The 16,071-nt window shown below is 40.9% G+C and carries 13 protein-coding genes, 1 tRNA gene and 1 riboswitch; of the genes, 1 reads left to right on the forward strand and 13 read right to left on the reverse strand.

What is annotated here, in order from left to right; translation table 11 throughout:
* Window positions 1-3: 3 nt before the first annotated feature.
* From HSP_RS0102090 to hisC, 9 genes are all read right to left on the reverse strand, one after another.
* Window positions 4-1,101, reverse strand: a complete 1,098-nt coding sequence (locus HSP_RS0102090; protein WP_007524093.1) for a lytic murein transglycosylase — start codon at window positions 1,099-1,101, stop codon at window positions 4-6.
* Window positions 1,102-1,161: 60 nt separating this feature from the next.
* Window positions 1,162-2,079, reverse strand: coding sequence for a tRNA pseudouridine(55) synthase TruB (gene truB, locus HSP_RS0102095; RefSeq protein ID WP_007525153.1), 918 nt, complete (start codon window positions 2,077-2,079; stop codon window positions 1,162-1,164).
* 2 nt (window positions 2,080-2,081) lie between these two features.
* Window positions 2,082-2,462, reverse strand: a complete 381-nt coding sequence (rbfA, locus tag HSP_RS0102100; RefSeq protein ID WP_007524973.1) for a 30S ribosome-binding factor RbfA — start codon at window positions 2,460-2,462, stop codon at window positions 2,082-2,084.
* 151 nt (window positions 2,463-2,613) lie between these two features.
* Window positions 2,614-5,151, reverse strand: a complete 2,538-nt coding sequence (infB, locus tag HSP_RS0102105; protein WP_007525325.1) for a translation initiation factor IF-2 — start codon at window positions 5,149-5,151, stop codon at window positions 2,614-2,616.
* Between the two features lie 13 nt (window positions 5,152-5,164).
* Window positions 5,165-6,661: a transcription termination factor NusA gene (gene nusA / locus HSP_RS0102110; RefSeq protein WP_007525015.1), complete on the reverse strand. Its 1,497-nt coding sequence runs from the start codon at window positions 6,659-6,661 to the stop codon at window positions 5,165-5,167.
* 26 nt (window positions 6,662-6,687) lie between these two features.
* A complete protein-coding gene (rimP, locus tag HSP_RS0102115; RefSeq protein WP_007524119.1) occupies window positions 6,688-7,149 on the reverse strand; it encodes a ribosome maturation factor RimP in 462 nt (153 codons plus the stop codon).
* 182 nt (window positions 7,150-7,331) lie between these two features.
* A tRNA-Met gene (locus tag HSP_RS0102120) sits at window positions 7,332-7,408 on the reverse strand.
* An 85-nt stretch (window positions 7,409-7,493) separates the two neighbouring features.
* Window positions 7,494-8,792, reverse strand: coding sequence for a 3-phosphoshikimate 1-carboxyvinyltransferase (aroA, locus tag HSP_RS0102125; RefSeq protein ID WP_010128310.1), 1,299 nt, complete (start codon window positions 8,790-8,792; stop codon window positions 7,494-7,496).
* 17 nt (window positions 8,793-8,809) lie between these two features.
* Entirely contained in the window at window positions 8,810-9,910 is a 1,101-nt protein-coding gene (hisC, locus tag HSP_RS0102130; protein ID WP_010128311.1) for a histidinol-phosphate transaminase, read from the reverse strand.
* Between the two features lie 221 nt (window positions 9,911-10,131).
* Between hisC and dld the strand changes: the two genes are divergently transcribed.
* Window positions 10,132-11,826, forward strand: a complete 1,695-nt coding sequence (dld, locus tag HSP_RS0102135; protein WP_007524733.1) for a D-lactate dehydrogenase — start codon at window positions 10,132-10,134, stop codon at window positions 11,824-11,826.
* 74 nt (window positions 11,827-11,900) lie between these two features.
* Here the strand turns inward: dld and HSP_RS0102140 are convergent, their stop codons facing one another.
* The 4 genes from HSP_RS0102140 to aroG all read right to left on the reverse strand — a co-directional run bounded on the left by HSP_RS0102140 (window position 11,901) and on the right by aroG (window position 16,035).
* Window positions 11,901-13,211, reverse strand: a complete 1,311-nt coding sequence (locus HSP_RS0102140; protein ID WP_010128312.1) for an MFS transporter — start codon at window positions 13,209-13,211, stop codon at window positions 11,901-11,903.
* 97 nt (window positions 13,212-13,308) lie between these two features.
* A riboswitch (TPP riboswitch) is annotated at window positions 13,309-13,399 on the reverse strand.
* A 71-nt stretch (window positions 13,400-13,470) separates the two neighbouring features.
* Window positions 13,471-14,133, reverse strand: coding sequence for a hypothetical protein (locus HSP_RS0102145; RefSeq protein ID WP_010128313.1), 663 nt, complete (start codon window positions 14,131-14,133; stop codon window positions 13,471-13,473).
* Between the two features lie 48 nt (window positions 14,134-14,181).
* Window positions 14,182-14,874 carry a tRNA (adenosine(37)-N6)-threonylcarbamoyltransferase complex dimerization subunit type 1 TsaB gene (tsaB, locus tag HSP_RS0102150; protein ID WP_010128314.1) on the reverse strand — a complete coding sequence of 231 codons (693 nt, stop codon included), beginning with the start codon at window positions 14,872-14,874 and terminating at the stop codon, window positions 14,182-14,184.
* A gap of 72 nt (window positions 14,875-14,946) precedes the next feature.
* Window positions 14,947-16,035: a 3-deoxy-7-phosphoheptulonate synthase AroG gene (gene aroG, locus HSP_RS0102155; protein ID WP_010128315.1), complete on the reverse strand. Its 1,089-nt coding sequence runs from the start codon at window positions 16,033-16,035 to the stop codon at window positions 14,947-14,949.
* Window positions 16,036-16,071 lie beyond the last annotated feature (36 nt).

Here is a 16,071-nt window from a genome sequence, read left to right on the forward strand (position 1 = left end):
AGATTATTGCCCCACGCCTTCTAAAATTCGGTCAGCGAATTTACCAATACTAATACCGAAGTTATTTGATTTATTCCAATCCATTAACGTGCGGAAGTTGCTTGTGACTAAGAAAGCTCTGCCAGCTTCTTTATCTGGGCGAACTAGCCATAATTTTTTGACATTCATTTTCGCCAATTTTGCTGACTCACGACCATTTGGATAGGCTAAATAAACGCCCCAAGATTGCCACTCGCCAAGGCTTTTTGCTTTGTTATCTTCAATACCAGAAAATGACATATCAATCGGCGAAGAAAGCTTCACTTCAACGCCCCATGATAAGGAATTATCCCAACCTACGGTAGAAAGATAAGATGCAATGGACGCAAAAGCATCCGCTTCATTGTTCCAAATATCTTTTTTACCATCGCCATCGCCATCTGCTGCATAGCTTAAATACGCTGTTGGCATAAACTGAGTTTGCCCCATAGCACCTGCCCAAGAACCCACCATTTGGTAGCGATTCAATGTACCTTCGTCTAGCATTTTCATGGCATTGACGAATTCTTGCGTAAATAATTTTTCACGGCGACCATCGAAAGCTAGGGTCGCTAGCACTGATAACACATCAAAATCGCCCTGATGGTTACCAAAACTGCTTTCCATTCCCCACAGCGCCATGATGTACTCTTTCTGTACCCCAAATTTTGCGCTGGCTTTTTCTAAAGGTGCTGCGTATTCATACCAATGGTCAACGGCTTGGTTAACTTTATTTTGGCTTAATACTTTGTTTAAATAATTCGTCACCCCGTTTGGATTGGGTGGCGGTGGCGGTAAATTGGGATCACGACGACGTGCAGCTTGCTGTTGATCCAATTCAATTGAACGCGCGTTGTATTGAATAAATTGCTGTGACTTCAAGGTTTTAGCAGACACGCCCGCACCCGCTGCCTTTTGTTTTAAAAAGTTCACATAATCATTAAAGTTATTCTGTGTACGTGGTTTGCTATAAGGCGCATCTATCGCAAGACTGGAATATCCGCCTTTATTAGCCGTTTGAGACGAACAACCGCCTAAAACAAGCGCGACACTAAAAGAAATTGCTAAAAGGTGTTTTTTCATGCTATTGATTTATGAGCAAGCGGTCTGTTTTGACTAATTTTTTGCAAAACACCACTTTGTTTAAAGATTAACCATTCTGTTAGGGCGAATTATATTCCCTACCGTGATTTCTGCAATACCTAAGAATTGCCCATTTTCTGAAAATAATCGAACTAAGCCACTTAATGCTTGTGGATTCTCAAATTTGACTCTTTGACCGAACCCAACTGCTTTAGTTTGCTCGGCGGTTAAATTTAATTGCGGTAATGATGTCACAGCAGTATCCATCGGCAATAATAAGCGGTCTAATTCACTACTTGGAAAACTATCGGCTAAGAGTGCTAAGTCTTCAATTGGCATCATTTCCTCAATCGGATAATCCGCAACCGCTAACCGACGTAACATGGTAACATGCGCACCGCAGCCTAAAGCTTCTCCTAAATCATCAACTAACGTGCGAATATAAGTGCCTTTTGAGCAATGCACTTCTAGTGTTAAAAATGGTGCTTGGTAGTCGATAAATTTGAGCTCAAAAATAGTAATCGGACGCGCTTCACGCTCAACGGTAACGCCAGCTCGGGCATATTCATACAAAGGTTTACCATTATGCTTTAAGGCTGAGAACATCGTTGGCACTTGTAGGATTTCGCCTCGAAATGCCGGCAATGCAGCTAAAATATCCGCTTCAGCCACATTCACCTCTCGGCTTTGTACTACCTGACCTTCTGCATCAGAAGTATCTGTACGTTCACCTAGTTTAGCCGTTACCACATAGCGCTTATCTGAATCTAATAAGAATTGGGAAAACTTGGTCGCCTCCCCTAAACAAATAGGCAACATGCCTGTGGCAAGTGGGTCAAGCGCGCCAGTATGCCCTGCTTTATTCGCTTTAAATAGGCGTTTAACTTTTTGCATGATGTCATTGCTAGAAACACCTTGTGGTTTATCTAACAAAAAGACGCCATGCACATCACGCCCTTTTTTACGAGGTCTGGACACAATTAGTCCTCTTTATGCTTAGCTTCATCTTGACGAATCACGTTTGAAACCAGATTAGACATTCTCATCCCTTCAACTAATGATTCATCGTAAATAAAGCGTAATTCCGGCACAATACGTAAACGCATAGCTTTGCCCACAAGGCTGCGAATATACGGACTTGCTTTTTCAAGCCCCGCCATGCCTTGTTCAATAGCAGCTTGGTCGCTATCAAATAAAAAAGTCACGAAAATTTTGGCATAGGCCAAATCACGTGAAACCTCAACATCTGAAACAGTGACCATTCCAATACGCGGGTCTTTTACCTCACGTTGTAAGATGATAGCCACCTCTTTTTTTAATTCTTGCGCAACACGATCGCTGCGTTTAAATTCTCTACTCATATTTTTCTCTTTTTTGTATATGTAAAGCGGTCGAATTTCGCAAAACTTTTGCAAAATCCAACCGCTTGTAGGGAAGGTGAACCTAATGTTCACGCACGAAAATCAAGGTATTTACTTGTGCGTATGATACTAAGTCCACACGCCCTACGAATTAAATCGAGCGTTTAATTTCAACCACTTCGAATACCTCGATTTGGTCGCCAACTTTAACATCGTTATAGTTTTTCACGCCGATACCACATTCCATACCATTGCGGACTTCTGAAACGTCATCTTTGAAGCGACGGAGAGAATCTAACTCACCTTCAAAAATAACCACGTTGTCACGCAATACGCGGATTGGGTTGTTACGTTTGATCACACCTTCAGTTACCATACAGCCCGCGATTGCACCAAATTTCGGATGGCGGAAGACATCACGTACTTCAGCTAAACCAATGATTTCTTGTTTGAATTCAGGTTGTAGCATACCGCTCATTGCTGCTTTAATTTCATTTAATAGTTCATAAATGATTGAATAGTAACGTAAGTCGATATTTTCACTTTCAATTACACGACGCGCTGAAGCATCTGCACGAACGTTAAAGCCGACCATAATCGCATTTGAAGCCGCAGCTAAAGTTGCATCAGTTTCAGTAATACCACCTACACCAGAACCCACAACTTTCACTTTCACTTCTGCAGTTGAAAGTTCTTGTAATGATTGGCAAATTGCTTCTACCGAACCTTGTACGTCTGCTTTCACGATAACGTTAAGCTCTGCAACATCGCCTTCAGTCATGTTGCTGAACATATTTTCTAGTTTCGCTTTTTGCTGACGCGCTAATTTGACTTCACGGAATTTACCTTGACGATATAAAGCTACTTCACGTGCTTTTTTCTCATCACGTACAACGGTTGCTTCATCACCCGCTGCCGGCACGCCTGAAAGACCTAATACCTCAACAGGAATAGATGGGCCAGCAGATTCTACTTCTTTACCGTTCTCATCACGCATTGCACGTACACGACCGTACTCAAAGCCACATAAAACGATATCGCCTTTGTTTAAAGTACCTGATTGTACAAGAATGGTTGCAACTGGACCGCGACCTTTATCAAGGTATGATTCAATTACTACACCACTTGCCATACCGTCTTTTACAGCGGTTAACTCAAGTACTTCTGATTGAAGTAAGATAGCATCTAATAAATCATCAATACCTGTTCCTTTCTTCGCAGAAACTGGAACGAATTGTACATCACCACCAAATTTTTCAGAAATTACTTCATGTTGAAGTAATTCTTGCTCTACGCGATCTGGGTTTGCTTCTGGTTTATCGATTTTGTTTACTGCTACTACTAAAGGCGCACCTGCTGCTTTCGCGTGTTGAATCGCTTCGATAGTTTGAGGCATCACACCATCATCTGCCGCAACAACAAGCACTACGATATCCGTTGCTTTCGCACCACGCGCACGCATTGAGGTAAATGCAGCGTGCCCCGGTGTATCTAAGAAGGTGATCATTTTGCCGTCATCCATTTCTACGTGGTATGCACCGATATGCTGGGTAATACCACCCGCTTCGCCGGCTGCCACTTTCGCTTTACGGATATAGTCAAGTAATGAGGTTTTACCATGGTCAACGTGACCCATGATAGTAACAACCGGTGCACGAGTGACTTTTTCAGCATCCACATCGCGGTCTTCCAATACAGCTTCTTCAAGCTCATTTTCTTTACGAAGAATTACTTTGTGGCCAAGTTCTTCCGCTACTAATTGTGCAGTTTCCTGATCAATTACTTGGTTGATAGTCACCATTTCACCCATTTTCATCATGAGCTTGATGATTTCTGTTGCTTTTACAGCCATTTTGTTAGCTAAGTCAGCCACGGTGATAGTTTCACCAATCACAACATCCGCTTTCACAACTTGCACAGGTTTAGTAAAGGCTTGTTGAAGGGCTGCCCCTTTCTTACCATTTTTACCTTTACCTTTCATATCTTTTTGGTTACGACGATCTGCATTACGTTCATTTTTATCGTCTTCACGGCCACCTTTTTTCGCTTTGGCTACTCCGCCTTTACCACGATTACGGTTACCTTCACTACGGCGGTCATTGTCACGCTCTGCATCACGCGCATAGCTAGAGGTAAAACGTTCATCTTCAAAATCATCGTTATTATCTACTGCTTCTTCACGCTCAATTTCGGCTAAACGGCGTGCGTTTTCTGCTGCGCGTTTAGCTTCCATTTCTGCTTTTTGGCGCGCTAATTCCTCTTGCTTACGGCGAAGTTCGGCTTCTTCTTTTTTCTTCGCTTCTTTTTCAGGATCAACCGTTTTTTCTTGTTTTGGTTGTTCTGCTTTTGGCGCTGCCGCTTTCGGTTTGCTATTTGGCATTACTGGTGCCGCTGGTTTTTTCGCAGCCTCTTTCTGTTTTACTGCTTCAGCAGCTTGTTTTTCAGCCTCAGCTTTTGCTTTAGCTTCAGCTGCTGCTTTTTCTGCGGCTTCTTTTTCTGCTTTCGCTTTTTCAGCCGCTAATTTTGCTTCTTGCTCTGCTTTCGCTTGTAATGCTTTAGCATCAATTTTAGGTTTTTTCTCTTTAACTTCTACCGCTTTAGTTTTGCCACCAGCAGTAGTTGCGCTCACTTTAGTGGTTTTACGTGCACCGCCTAACGAAAGCGTTTTTTTCTCTGTTGTTTCTGTCATATGAATTCCTCCTCTAGCTGAACCAGCAAATTTGACGTGCAGCCATAATCAATTCACCTGCTTTTTCTACTGATAATTCTTCAATCTCAGCTAAATCGTCTGTGCCTTGCTCAGCTAACTCTTCAAGGTTGGTAATGCCTTTTTCCGCTAATTTATACGCGATATGGCGTTCCATTCCTTCAAGATTTAATAATTTTTCATCGATATCCGCTTGTTTAAGCGCTTCTTCCTCTTCTAAGGCTTTTTTCGTCAGTGCATTTTTCGCTCGCGCTTGTAACTCTTCGACTAAATCTTCGTCTTCTAAGCCATCAATTGCAGTCAGTGCATCAACCGGCACATAGGCAATCGCTTCTAAAGAGGCAAAGCCTTCTTCAATTAACACTTGTGCAAATTCGTCATCGATTTCTAACGCAGAAGTTAATAAGTTAATCACTTTACCATCTTCCGCTTGATTTTTCGCCTCTAACTCTTCAACAGTCATCACATTTAATGCCCAACCGGTTAATTGTGTTGCAAGACGTACGTTTTGCCCGTTACGGCCGATTGCTTGTGCTAATTTTGCAGACTCTACCGCAATATCCATAGAATGTGCTTCATCATTGATGATGATTGAGCTTACATCCGCTGGTGCCATTGCGTTAATCACAAATTGTGCCGGGTTATCATCCCAAAGCACGATATCTACACGTTCGCCACCTAATTCATTGCTAATGGCTTGGACACGTGAACCACGCATACCTACGCAAGCACCAACTGGATCGATACGTTTATCGTTTGATTTCACGGCAATTTTTGCACGAGAACCAGGATCACGTGCCGCACCTTTAATTTCAATCAGCTGTTCACCAATTTCTGGCACTTCCAGTTTGAATAATTCTTCAAGCATTACTGGTTTAGAACGCGTTAAGAAAATTTGTGGGCCTTTTGATTCTGGTTTGATTGCATAAAGCACACCACGAACACGGTCGCCTGGGCGGAAGTTTTCGCGAGGCAACATATCTTCACGAACGATAACCGCTTCACCTTTAATATCTTCACTCTTACCTTGTAGTTCTAGGAAAATATTATCACGGGTTACTTTTTTAACCGTTGCACTGATGATCTTGCCTTCATCTGGACGGAATTCGTTGATGATTTTGCATTTTTCAGCTTCGCGGATTTTGGTTTTTACCACTTGACCAAAAGTTTGAATTGCAACACGACCGAACTCAATTGATTCTACTTCGTCTTCAACCACATCACCTAATTGCACATTTGGATCTTCAAATTGTGCTGCTTCTAAGCTAATTTCACGGGTCATGTTATGAACTTGTTCTACGACTAACCAGCGACGGAAAGTTGTGAAATCACCTGTTTTACGATCAACTACAACACGAATATCAATATCTAATTCGTGAGTTTTCTTGGTTGCGATAGTTAAAGCTGTTTCCAATGCCTCGAAAATAGCTTCTTTTGGTAATTGTTTCTCGTTTGAAACCGCTTCAGCGGCTAACAAAATTTCTTTACTCATTGAAAATGTCTCTTAGATAATTAAATTTAAAAATCAAATACTGGCACTAAGTTAGCCTTTTGAATATTACCGAAAGCAAATTGGCACGGTTCGTTATCCACTAATAAAGTAATAAAATCGCCTTCAACTTGTTCGATTTTTCCTTGCCATTTACGGCGATCGAACATCGGAATACGAAGATGAATAACAGCCTCACGTCCGATAAAACGTTGATAATGCGCTAAGTTAAATAATGGACGGTCTAAACCTGGTGAAGACACTTCTAAATTATATTTATCAGCAATTGGATCTTCTACGTCAAAAATAGCGCTAATTTGACGACTAACATCACTACAATCATCAATAGTCACGCCACCGTCTTTATCAATAAAAATACGTACAGTTAAATAACGCCCTGCACGTTGGCATTCGATGCCGACTAGCTCACACCCCATTGCTTCAATGGTATCTTGAGTCAGCTCAGTAAGCTTTTGTTCTAATGTAGCCAAAATTTTTCTCCAGATATAAAAAAAGAGCCTTACCAGCTCTTTATGATACGAATTTAAGGTATCGCCCGCTTAATTGAAAATTACTTTCTACAAGCGGTCTGTTTTATTCTGTTTTTTGCAAATTTGCAGTACATAATAAAACAAAGCTCACAGACCATAACCGGAATGTGAGCTGATAAAACTGGTTGCGGGGGCCGGATTTGAACCAACGACCTTCGGGTTATGAGCCCGACGAGCTACCAAGCTGCTCCACCCCGCGTCTGATGTGCGGTATTATAGAGAAAACTTCTGCTTTTGCAAGCAATTTTGTAAAAAATCCCTAAAAAATACCGCTTGTTTATTCTCTAAGCACGAATCGATAACTTTTCGAACTCAGAAAAATAGGTTGGAAATGTTTTGGCGGTACATTTCGGATCAAGAATTGTCACGGGCGTATTTGACAATGCAATTAGCGAGAAACACATCGCCATTCGGTGATCGTTATAAGTCGCAATTTCCGCTGCTTGGAATTGCGCTAATGCCAAAGGTTGAATACGAATGAAATCCTCGCCTTCTTCAACTTCTGCACCGATTTTACGAAGCTCGGTTGCCATCGCACTTAAACGGTCGGTTTCTTTTACCCGCCAGTTATAAATGTTGCGAATTACCGTTTCACCTTCGGCAAACAATGCTGTTGTTGCAATAGTCATTGCTGCATCTGGAATATGATTCATATCCATATCTACACCATGCAATGGTGCTTGTTCTGCTTGAATAAAATCCTCACCCCAAGTGATTTTTGCGCCCATTTTCTCTAATACATCGGCAAACAAGCGGTCACCTTGAATTGAATTTTTACCAATTCCTGTAACTTTTACTTTTCCTTTAATAGCACCTGCGGCTAAAAAATAAGAAGCAGAAGAAGCATCCCCTTCCACTAAATAACGCTTAGGTGAAATATAAGATTGATTGCCCTTTACAATAAAGGTTTGATAATTTTGGTTTTCTACTGTCACACCAAAATCTTTCATCATCGCCAAGGTGATATCAATGTAAGGTTTTGAAACTAGCTCGCCCATAATCTGAATTTCCATATCGCCTTCAGCAAGTGGGGCCGCCATCAATAGTGCCGTTAAAAATTGACTGGAAATTGAGCCGTCAATTTGCACTTTGCCGCCTTGTAACCCCGTATTTCGGATTGCGAGCGGTGGATACCCTTCTTGTTCAAGATATTGCACATTTGCGCCAACTTGAATTAAAGCATCAACCAAATGCTTAATTGGACGCTCTTTCATGCGAGGTTCGCCTGTTAAAACAACCTCTGCCTCTTGTTGTCCTTTTAAGCAAAGTGCAGCCGCTAACGGGCGCATGGCAGTGCCTGCATTCCCTAGGAAAAGTGAAAGCCCATTTTGCCAATTAAAGGCACCGCCAACGCCTGTTATTGTGCATACGGTTTTATCTGAGGATAGTTCATAACTCACTCCTAAAGATTTCAACGCATTTAGCATATGGCGAATATCATCACTGTCTAATAAATTGGTGACTTCCGTTGTGCCATGTGCTAATGCTGCCAATAACAAAGCACGGTTAGATAAGCTTTTTGAACCAGGTAAGTTAATCTCGCCTTCTACACGCAAAATAGGATTTAAAGTGATTTTTTCCATCTTTTCTCTCGCTTAAATTATTGTAGGTTTAACACTTTGCGTAATGCTTCAAACAGACGACTATTTTCTTCTGGCAAGCCAATACTAATGCGCAAATGATTCGGCATACCATAACCTGAAATCGGACGAACAATCACGCCTTCATGCAATAACGCATCATAAATCGGCTGCGCAGGACGTTTAAAATCAATGGTAATAAAATTACCTTTCGAGGGAATATAATCTAATTGGTATTGTTGACAAAATGCTTCATAACGCTGCATCTCTTGGCGATTATTGGTAGCGACTTTAGCAACAAAAGCATCATCATTTAACACGGCAATCGCAGAAGCTAAGGCTAGACTATTGCAGTTAAACGGTTGACGCACGCGGTTCAATAAGTCTGCAATTTCAGCATTTGAAACCGCATAACCAATGCGCAATCCAGCTAAGCCATATGCTTTGGAAAGCGAGCGTGAAACGATTAAATTGGGATATTTCGCTAATAACGCAAAACTATCTACCCGCTCAGTAGGTGCGGTAAATTCGGTATAAGCTTCATCTAATACCACAATAATATGTGATGGCACCTGTGCTAAAAAAGCATCTAGCTCAGCATGCGTTAAAAAATTCCCAGTTGGATTATTGGGGTTGGCGATAAATATCAGTTTGGTTTTCTCGTTAATCGCAGCTAGAAAACCGTTTAAGTTATGCCCCCAGTTTTTAGCTGGGATTTCGCGCGCAGTTGCATTGATTGCTTTAGTGACTAATGGATAAACAATAAAGGCATATTGCGAATAAATCACTTCATCTTGTTCGCTAGCAAAAGTATGAGCAAATAATTCTAATAAATCATTTGATCCATTACCCAATGTGATTTGATTAGGTTCAATATGAAATTTTTGCGCAATCGTCTTTTTCAATTCAAAGCCATTGGCATCAGGGTAACGAGTAAGATCATTTAATTGACTCATAATCGCTTGTTTAGCGCTTTCAGGAAAGCCAAACGGATTTTCGTTTGAAGCGAGTTTAATGATGTTAGAAATGCCAAGCTCTCGTTCTAATTCTTCAATTGGTTTGCCGGCTTGGTATGGAGAAAGCGATTTTACGCCCTCATTTGCGATGTTGATAAATTGCATAATGTGTCCTTTTTATTTTTCTTAGGCTCAGGATTGTAGTAGAGAATCACGCTTTTTTAAAGCGAAAGCGGTCGAATTTCATGGCGTTTTTGCAAAAATCACGGTTTTACTTTTATTTATTTTTTATTGATTGTGTGATTCATCTCACATTTTTTAATTCTTGATTTTGTTAGCATAACTGCTTGATTTTCTAACCCAACTCAAACAAAGGGCGATTTATTATGTCAACCCAACAACTTATTTCTCAATTAACCGACATTGTCGGTCACGCACATATTATTACGGATGCGGCAAAAAATGAGGCTTATCGCAGTGGTTATCGTTTTGGCACAGGTAACGCGATTGCGGTTGTGAGACCTGCTACATTATTAGAATTCTGGAACGTGCTAAAAGCCTGTGTGGCGCATGATGTGATTGTAATTAACCAAGCTGCAAATACGGGCTTAACAGGGGGTTCAACGCCTAGCGGGAACGATTATGATCGTGATATTGTTATCATCAACACCATGTTAATGAAAGACATTCAACTCATTAACGATGCCGAACAAGTTGTCTGTTTCCCAGGCTCAACCCTCAATGAATTAGAAAATTTATTAAAACCGCATGAAAGAGAGCCTCACTCAGTTATTGGTTCTTCTTGTATTGGTGCTTCCGTTATCGGTGGGATTTGTAATAACTCTGGCGGGGCTTTAGTACAACGTGGGCCAGCTTATACCGAAATGGCACTTTTTGCTCAATTAAATGAAAATGGTGAATTAGAACTTAAAAACCATTTAGGTATTGATTTAGGCGAAACCCCAGAAGAAATTTTAACGAACTTACAAGGTCACCACTATCAACGCAAAGATATCCAAAGAGATTGCGGAAAAGGTCACGACCATCATTATTGTAACCATGTTCGTAAAGTAGATGAAGATAGCCCTGCGCGCTTTAATGCAGACCCAAGTCGTCACTATGAATCATCCGGTTCTGCAGGAAAACTGGCTGTTTTTGCCGTGCGTTTAGATACTTTCCCATTAGAGAAAAATACGGCGGTGTTCTACATCGGCACAAACCAAATTCAAACACTTAACGACATTCGCCGCCATATGTTAGCCAATTTTGAAGTGCTACCGATTTCAGGCGAATACATTCATCGTGATGCTTTTGATGTGGCAGCACGTTATGGAAAAGATACCTTCTGGGTGATTAAAAAATTCGGTACACACTGGTTACCGAAACTCTTTGCATTGAAAGCTAATGTTGATCGTATTGCGAAAAAATTCTCGTTCTTACCACACCATTTAAGCGATAAATTTATGCAACTCTTATCAAAAGCGATGCCAGAACATCTGCCAAAAAGCTTGTGGACATATCGCGATAAATATGAACACCATTTAATCGTGAAAATGGGAGGAAAAGGCGTACAAGAAGCGCGTGAATTCTTAAAAACTTATTTTAGTGATGCCACTAAAGGCGGATATTTTGAATGTAACGCCGAAGAAACCCAAGCAGCCATGTTGCATCGTTTCGCAGTTGCAAGTGCAGCAATTCGCTATCGCGCTATTCATGAAAAAGAAGTGGAAGAAATCGTGGCATTAGACGTTGCGCTTCGCCGTAATGATAATGAATGGTTTGAAGTTCTTCCGCCAGAAATTGATAACAAAATTAGCCATAAGCTCTATTACGGTCACTTTATGTGCCATGTGTTCCACCAAGATTATATTGTGAAAAAAGGCTACGATTGTGAAGCCCTAGAGCATGACATGCTCAAATTGCTTGACCAACGTGGCGCACAATATCCAGCAGAACACAACGTAGGGCACCTTTATGAAGCTAAACCAGAATTGCGTAAATTCTATAAAGTACTCGACCCAACCAATAGCTTCAACCCAGGAATTGGTAAAACCACCAAGAAAAAACATTGGGTAGAATAATCCTGTTAATAAAACAAGCGGTCATATTTGCAAAACTTTTTACAAATATGACCGCTTGTATTTTTTAGAACTAATTACGCTAATTCCACATCTTTAGTTTCTTGCATAAACCATAAGCCTATCAAACTCAATACTGCGTTAGCAGCTAAATAAAGTCCAACTCCTTTCAATCCATAATGTGCATTTAGCGGTAAAGTAATGATTGTTGCCACGCTCGCACTTAAAAGTCCTGCACAGTTATACGTTAGCGATGCGCCAGAATATCGGGCGTGTGTGGGGAATAGTTCTGGCAAGAAACTTGCTAGCGGTGCATAACCTAAACCAATTAACCCCATGCCAATAATTAAAAACCAGAATAGGCTAACAGCACTGCCATTTTCTAGGAAACATGGTAAAGCTAAACCAAATACAGCTACACCGACGGTTGTCCAAATCATCCAAATACGACGCCCAATGCGGTCAATATATTTACCGGATAAATAGATCGTAGCCGCTAATGAAAATGCACTTGCCATTAACAATGCAGTAAATAATTGAGGCGAAAATCCTAGCCCCATTTTAAAACCCGCTTCTGAAATGGTTGGTGCAGATTTTGCATAGATTTGACTAAATGCGATCATAATATAGAACAACACATAGCCTGCCATACAAGCAAACATGCCAAGCATAAATGGTCTAAAATGGCTGGTCAAAACCGTCATCATCGGGATTCGTGTCGGTTGTTTTTGGATTAACGCAGCAAGAAAGATCGGTGCTTCAGTTAATTTCAAGCGGACATACAAGCCTATGGCAACTAACACGATTGAGCTTAAAAATGGAATACGCCAAGCCCATTCAACTAAATTACTTTGCCCTGCCCACATGCCTACCAGCAAAAAAGCGCCATTTGCTAATAATAATCCTAATGGCGCGCCTAGTTGCGGGAATGTGCCATACCAACCGCGTTTTCCTTGTGGGGCGTTTTCAATCGCCACTAACGCAGCACCTCCCCACTCTCCGCCTAATCCAATGCCTTGTCCAATTCTACACAAGCAAAGCAGTATGGTTGTGTAAATACCAATTTGCTCGTAAGTAGGTAATAAACCGATGGAAATCGTTGCAAAGCCCATCAATAACAGTGACATCACGAAGGTATTTTTTCGTCCGAATTTATCTCCAAAATGCCCGAAAATTAACGCACCTAATGGGCGAGCAACGAAAGTGAGTGCAAGTGTGGATAGTGCAGCAATTTGGTTGGAAAGCGGATCTGCTTGATGAAAAAATTGATGATTAAATACCAATACCGCAGCCATGGCATAAATATAATTATCAAAATATTCAATAGCTGTGCCAATCATAGTAGCTGATGCCACTTGAGTTAGATTATTGGTTTGCCGAATAGACATATTTCCCTCCTTTTATTCGGTGTCCAAAATAATGGCAATAACACTGAATCTCGTAGAGGGTAAACAAGCAAAGTAAGTAGATAGAAAAGAAAAATGAAAGATTGGCATGTTAGTTTCCTACGTCAGTATTAACTGCTTCAGGTTCACGGGTATCATCTCAGCGACAATGCGCACCCCGACTAATTCGGCTAAATTCTAGCGCTTTATATGAGAAAGCTCAATCTGATTTCTAAGAAAGATAAAGATAAACACTCAACATTTACTGTTTTGGAGTTTCTGTTGGGGAATTTTCTTTAACTAAAGCATTTACCCAAGAAATGGTTTGCATTTTTTCCCAAGCACTCCCTCTTACCATAGTCGGTACAGAGTAATCTTGGCATATTGCATTAAATAACAAATCATTTAAAGCAAGCGTAGCCATAATCTTAGGTCTTCCATACGCACCTATTTTTTCCTCATAAACAATATGATTGTCGCTTTCTGCTAACAAGTTAAACGTGACTTGAGATGGGCGTGCTTTAGCTATTTCATTTTTCAGCGTCTGAAAGTATTGGTGAATATACAATTTCCGACTATGTAATGCCATTTCAGCCAGTTGTTTATTATAAAAATCCACACTCTCTAGGCGGCAATCTTTTTCGATAACTGAATAACAACTTTGGTATCCTGGTCTGCCTTGTCCCCTTTGGAAGCATCTCTGATCAGGTTGAAAATAAAGCTTAACGATTGTATTTGCCATAGATGGACGTTCATCTAACCACGCTTTCAATTCTGGCTCATTTAAATCAGCTGGTATCATATTTTCTGGGGAAATCACAGTAATTGACGTGTTATTTACCATAATTTGTTCTTTCACTGGCACAATCGGTGCCGGTTTACAGCCCCATAAGCAGAAACACAATAGCCCTAATAACTTCTTCATTTAGCCTTATCCTTAATTTAAAAAACTTGTCCTTCGCTCATTTCTAAATTACTGCTTATGTGGCAATTTTTGCCAAGTTACTTCATTACGCAAATAGACGGGTTCAATCTCCATCGCTTGTTGTACTTTACCTTGGGCGATAGCAATTTTAGCTAGCTCAAGCATATATTGCGCTGAAGGTAGTGTAATTTCACTGACGACAAGCGGTCGTTTTTCTTCAGAAAATTGCGAATAAGCCTGCCAGCCCGTACCCACAACGGTAGGATTTTCCTCTAACATAAATTGTTCAATCGCTTTTTCAGGTGCGCAAACTTGTTCTGGTACAAGTTCTTGCCAGCCTTGTTCGGTTCGTTGATATTGCGCGAAATAAACTTCATTCATTCTGGCATCAATTAAAGCAATAACATTGGTAGCCCCTTCTGTTTGATAAGCTTGCTCTGCCATTGCCATTAAATTGGAAATCGCTAACACCTGTAATTCAGCTCCAAAGGCTAAACCTTGTGCGACACCAATGCCAACACGAACGCCAGTAAAACTCCCAGGCCCGCGCCCAAAGGCTAAATAATCAACCTCTTGTAACGAAATATTTGCTTTTGCTAATAATTCATCAATCATCGGCAAAATGCGCTGAGTATGAGTACGTGGGCTAAGTTCGTCTAAATGCGTCACTTTGCCTAAATGCGTTAACGCAACCGAACAAGCTTCTGTTGCGGTATCTAGCGCGAGAATGGTTTGAGTCATATTTTTTTCCTATTGGGTGCTACCACACCATAAAAATAAAAGGTGGGAACTTCCCACCCTATTAAATCTAAATTACTCGGCACGTTTCTTACGACGTTCTGCTACAGCATCAGCTAAGGCAAATAATGCTTTTTCGCTATCTTCCCAACCAATACATGCATCGGTAATGCTTTGTCCATAAACTAAATCTGCAAGTGTTTGACCTGCTTTCAGATCTTGGCGACCTTCAACTAAGTGACTTTCGATCATCACACCAGAAATATAGTCTGAACCGCCTGCAATTTGTGCGCAAACATCTGCGCAAACATCCATCTGGCGTTTAAATTGTTTTTGGCTATTTGCATGGCTGAAATCCACCATCACATGAGGTCGTCTGCCTGCTTTCGCAATACTTTCACAGACTTTCGCTACAGATTCTGCATCATAATTCGTACCATTATCGCCACCACGTAAAATAATATGGCAGTCTGGGTTTCCTGCTGTGGTTACAATCGCTGAATGGCCAAATTTCGTTACCGATAAAAAATGATGTTGAGATTCTGCTGAAGCAATTGCATCTAATGCAATTTTCACCCCACCGTTGGTACCATTTTTAAAGCCTACAGCACAAGATAACCCTGAAGCTAATTCACGATGAACTTGTGATTCTGTTGTACGGGCACCAATTGCGCCCCAACTCATAAAATCAGCCATATATTGTGGCGTAATCATATCTAAGAATTCACCTGCTGCTGGCACGGTTAAATCGTTAATATCAGATAACACTTTGCGACCAATCCGTAAGCCATCATTTAAAGCATAGCTTTCATCTAAATGCGGATCGTTGATCAAACCTTTCCAACCTACGGTTGTACGTGGCTTCTCAAAATACACTCGCATCACGACTTCTAAGTTCTCACTAATTCTTGGGTTATCACGTATAGCTTTAATTTTTTGTGCATATTCTAACGCGGCTTTGGGGTCATGAATTGAACATGGCCCAATAACCACTAACAAGCGATCGTCTGTTCCATGAATAATATGATGAATTGCACGGCGTGTTTTCTCTACAGTTCTAGCCGCAACCTCACTTGCTGGAAAGCGTTCTAATAGCGCTACCGGAGGCAAAAGCTCTTCAATTTTAGTAATCCGAAGATCATCGTTTTTATTTTTATAAGACATTGTGTTTTCCTTATTTATGTTTTTTTATATTGTGAA

Origin of the sequence: Haemophilus sputorum CCUG 13788 (assembly GCF_000238795.1) — a bacterium.
Lineage (GTDB): Bacteria > Pseudomonadota > Gammaproteobacteria > Enterobacterales > Pasteurellaceae > Haemophilus_A > Haemophilus_A sputorum.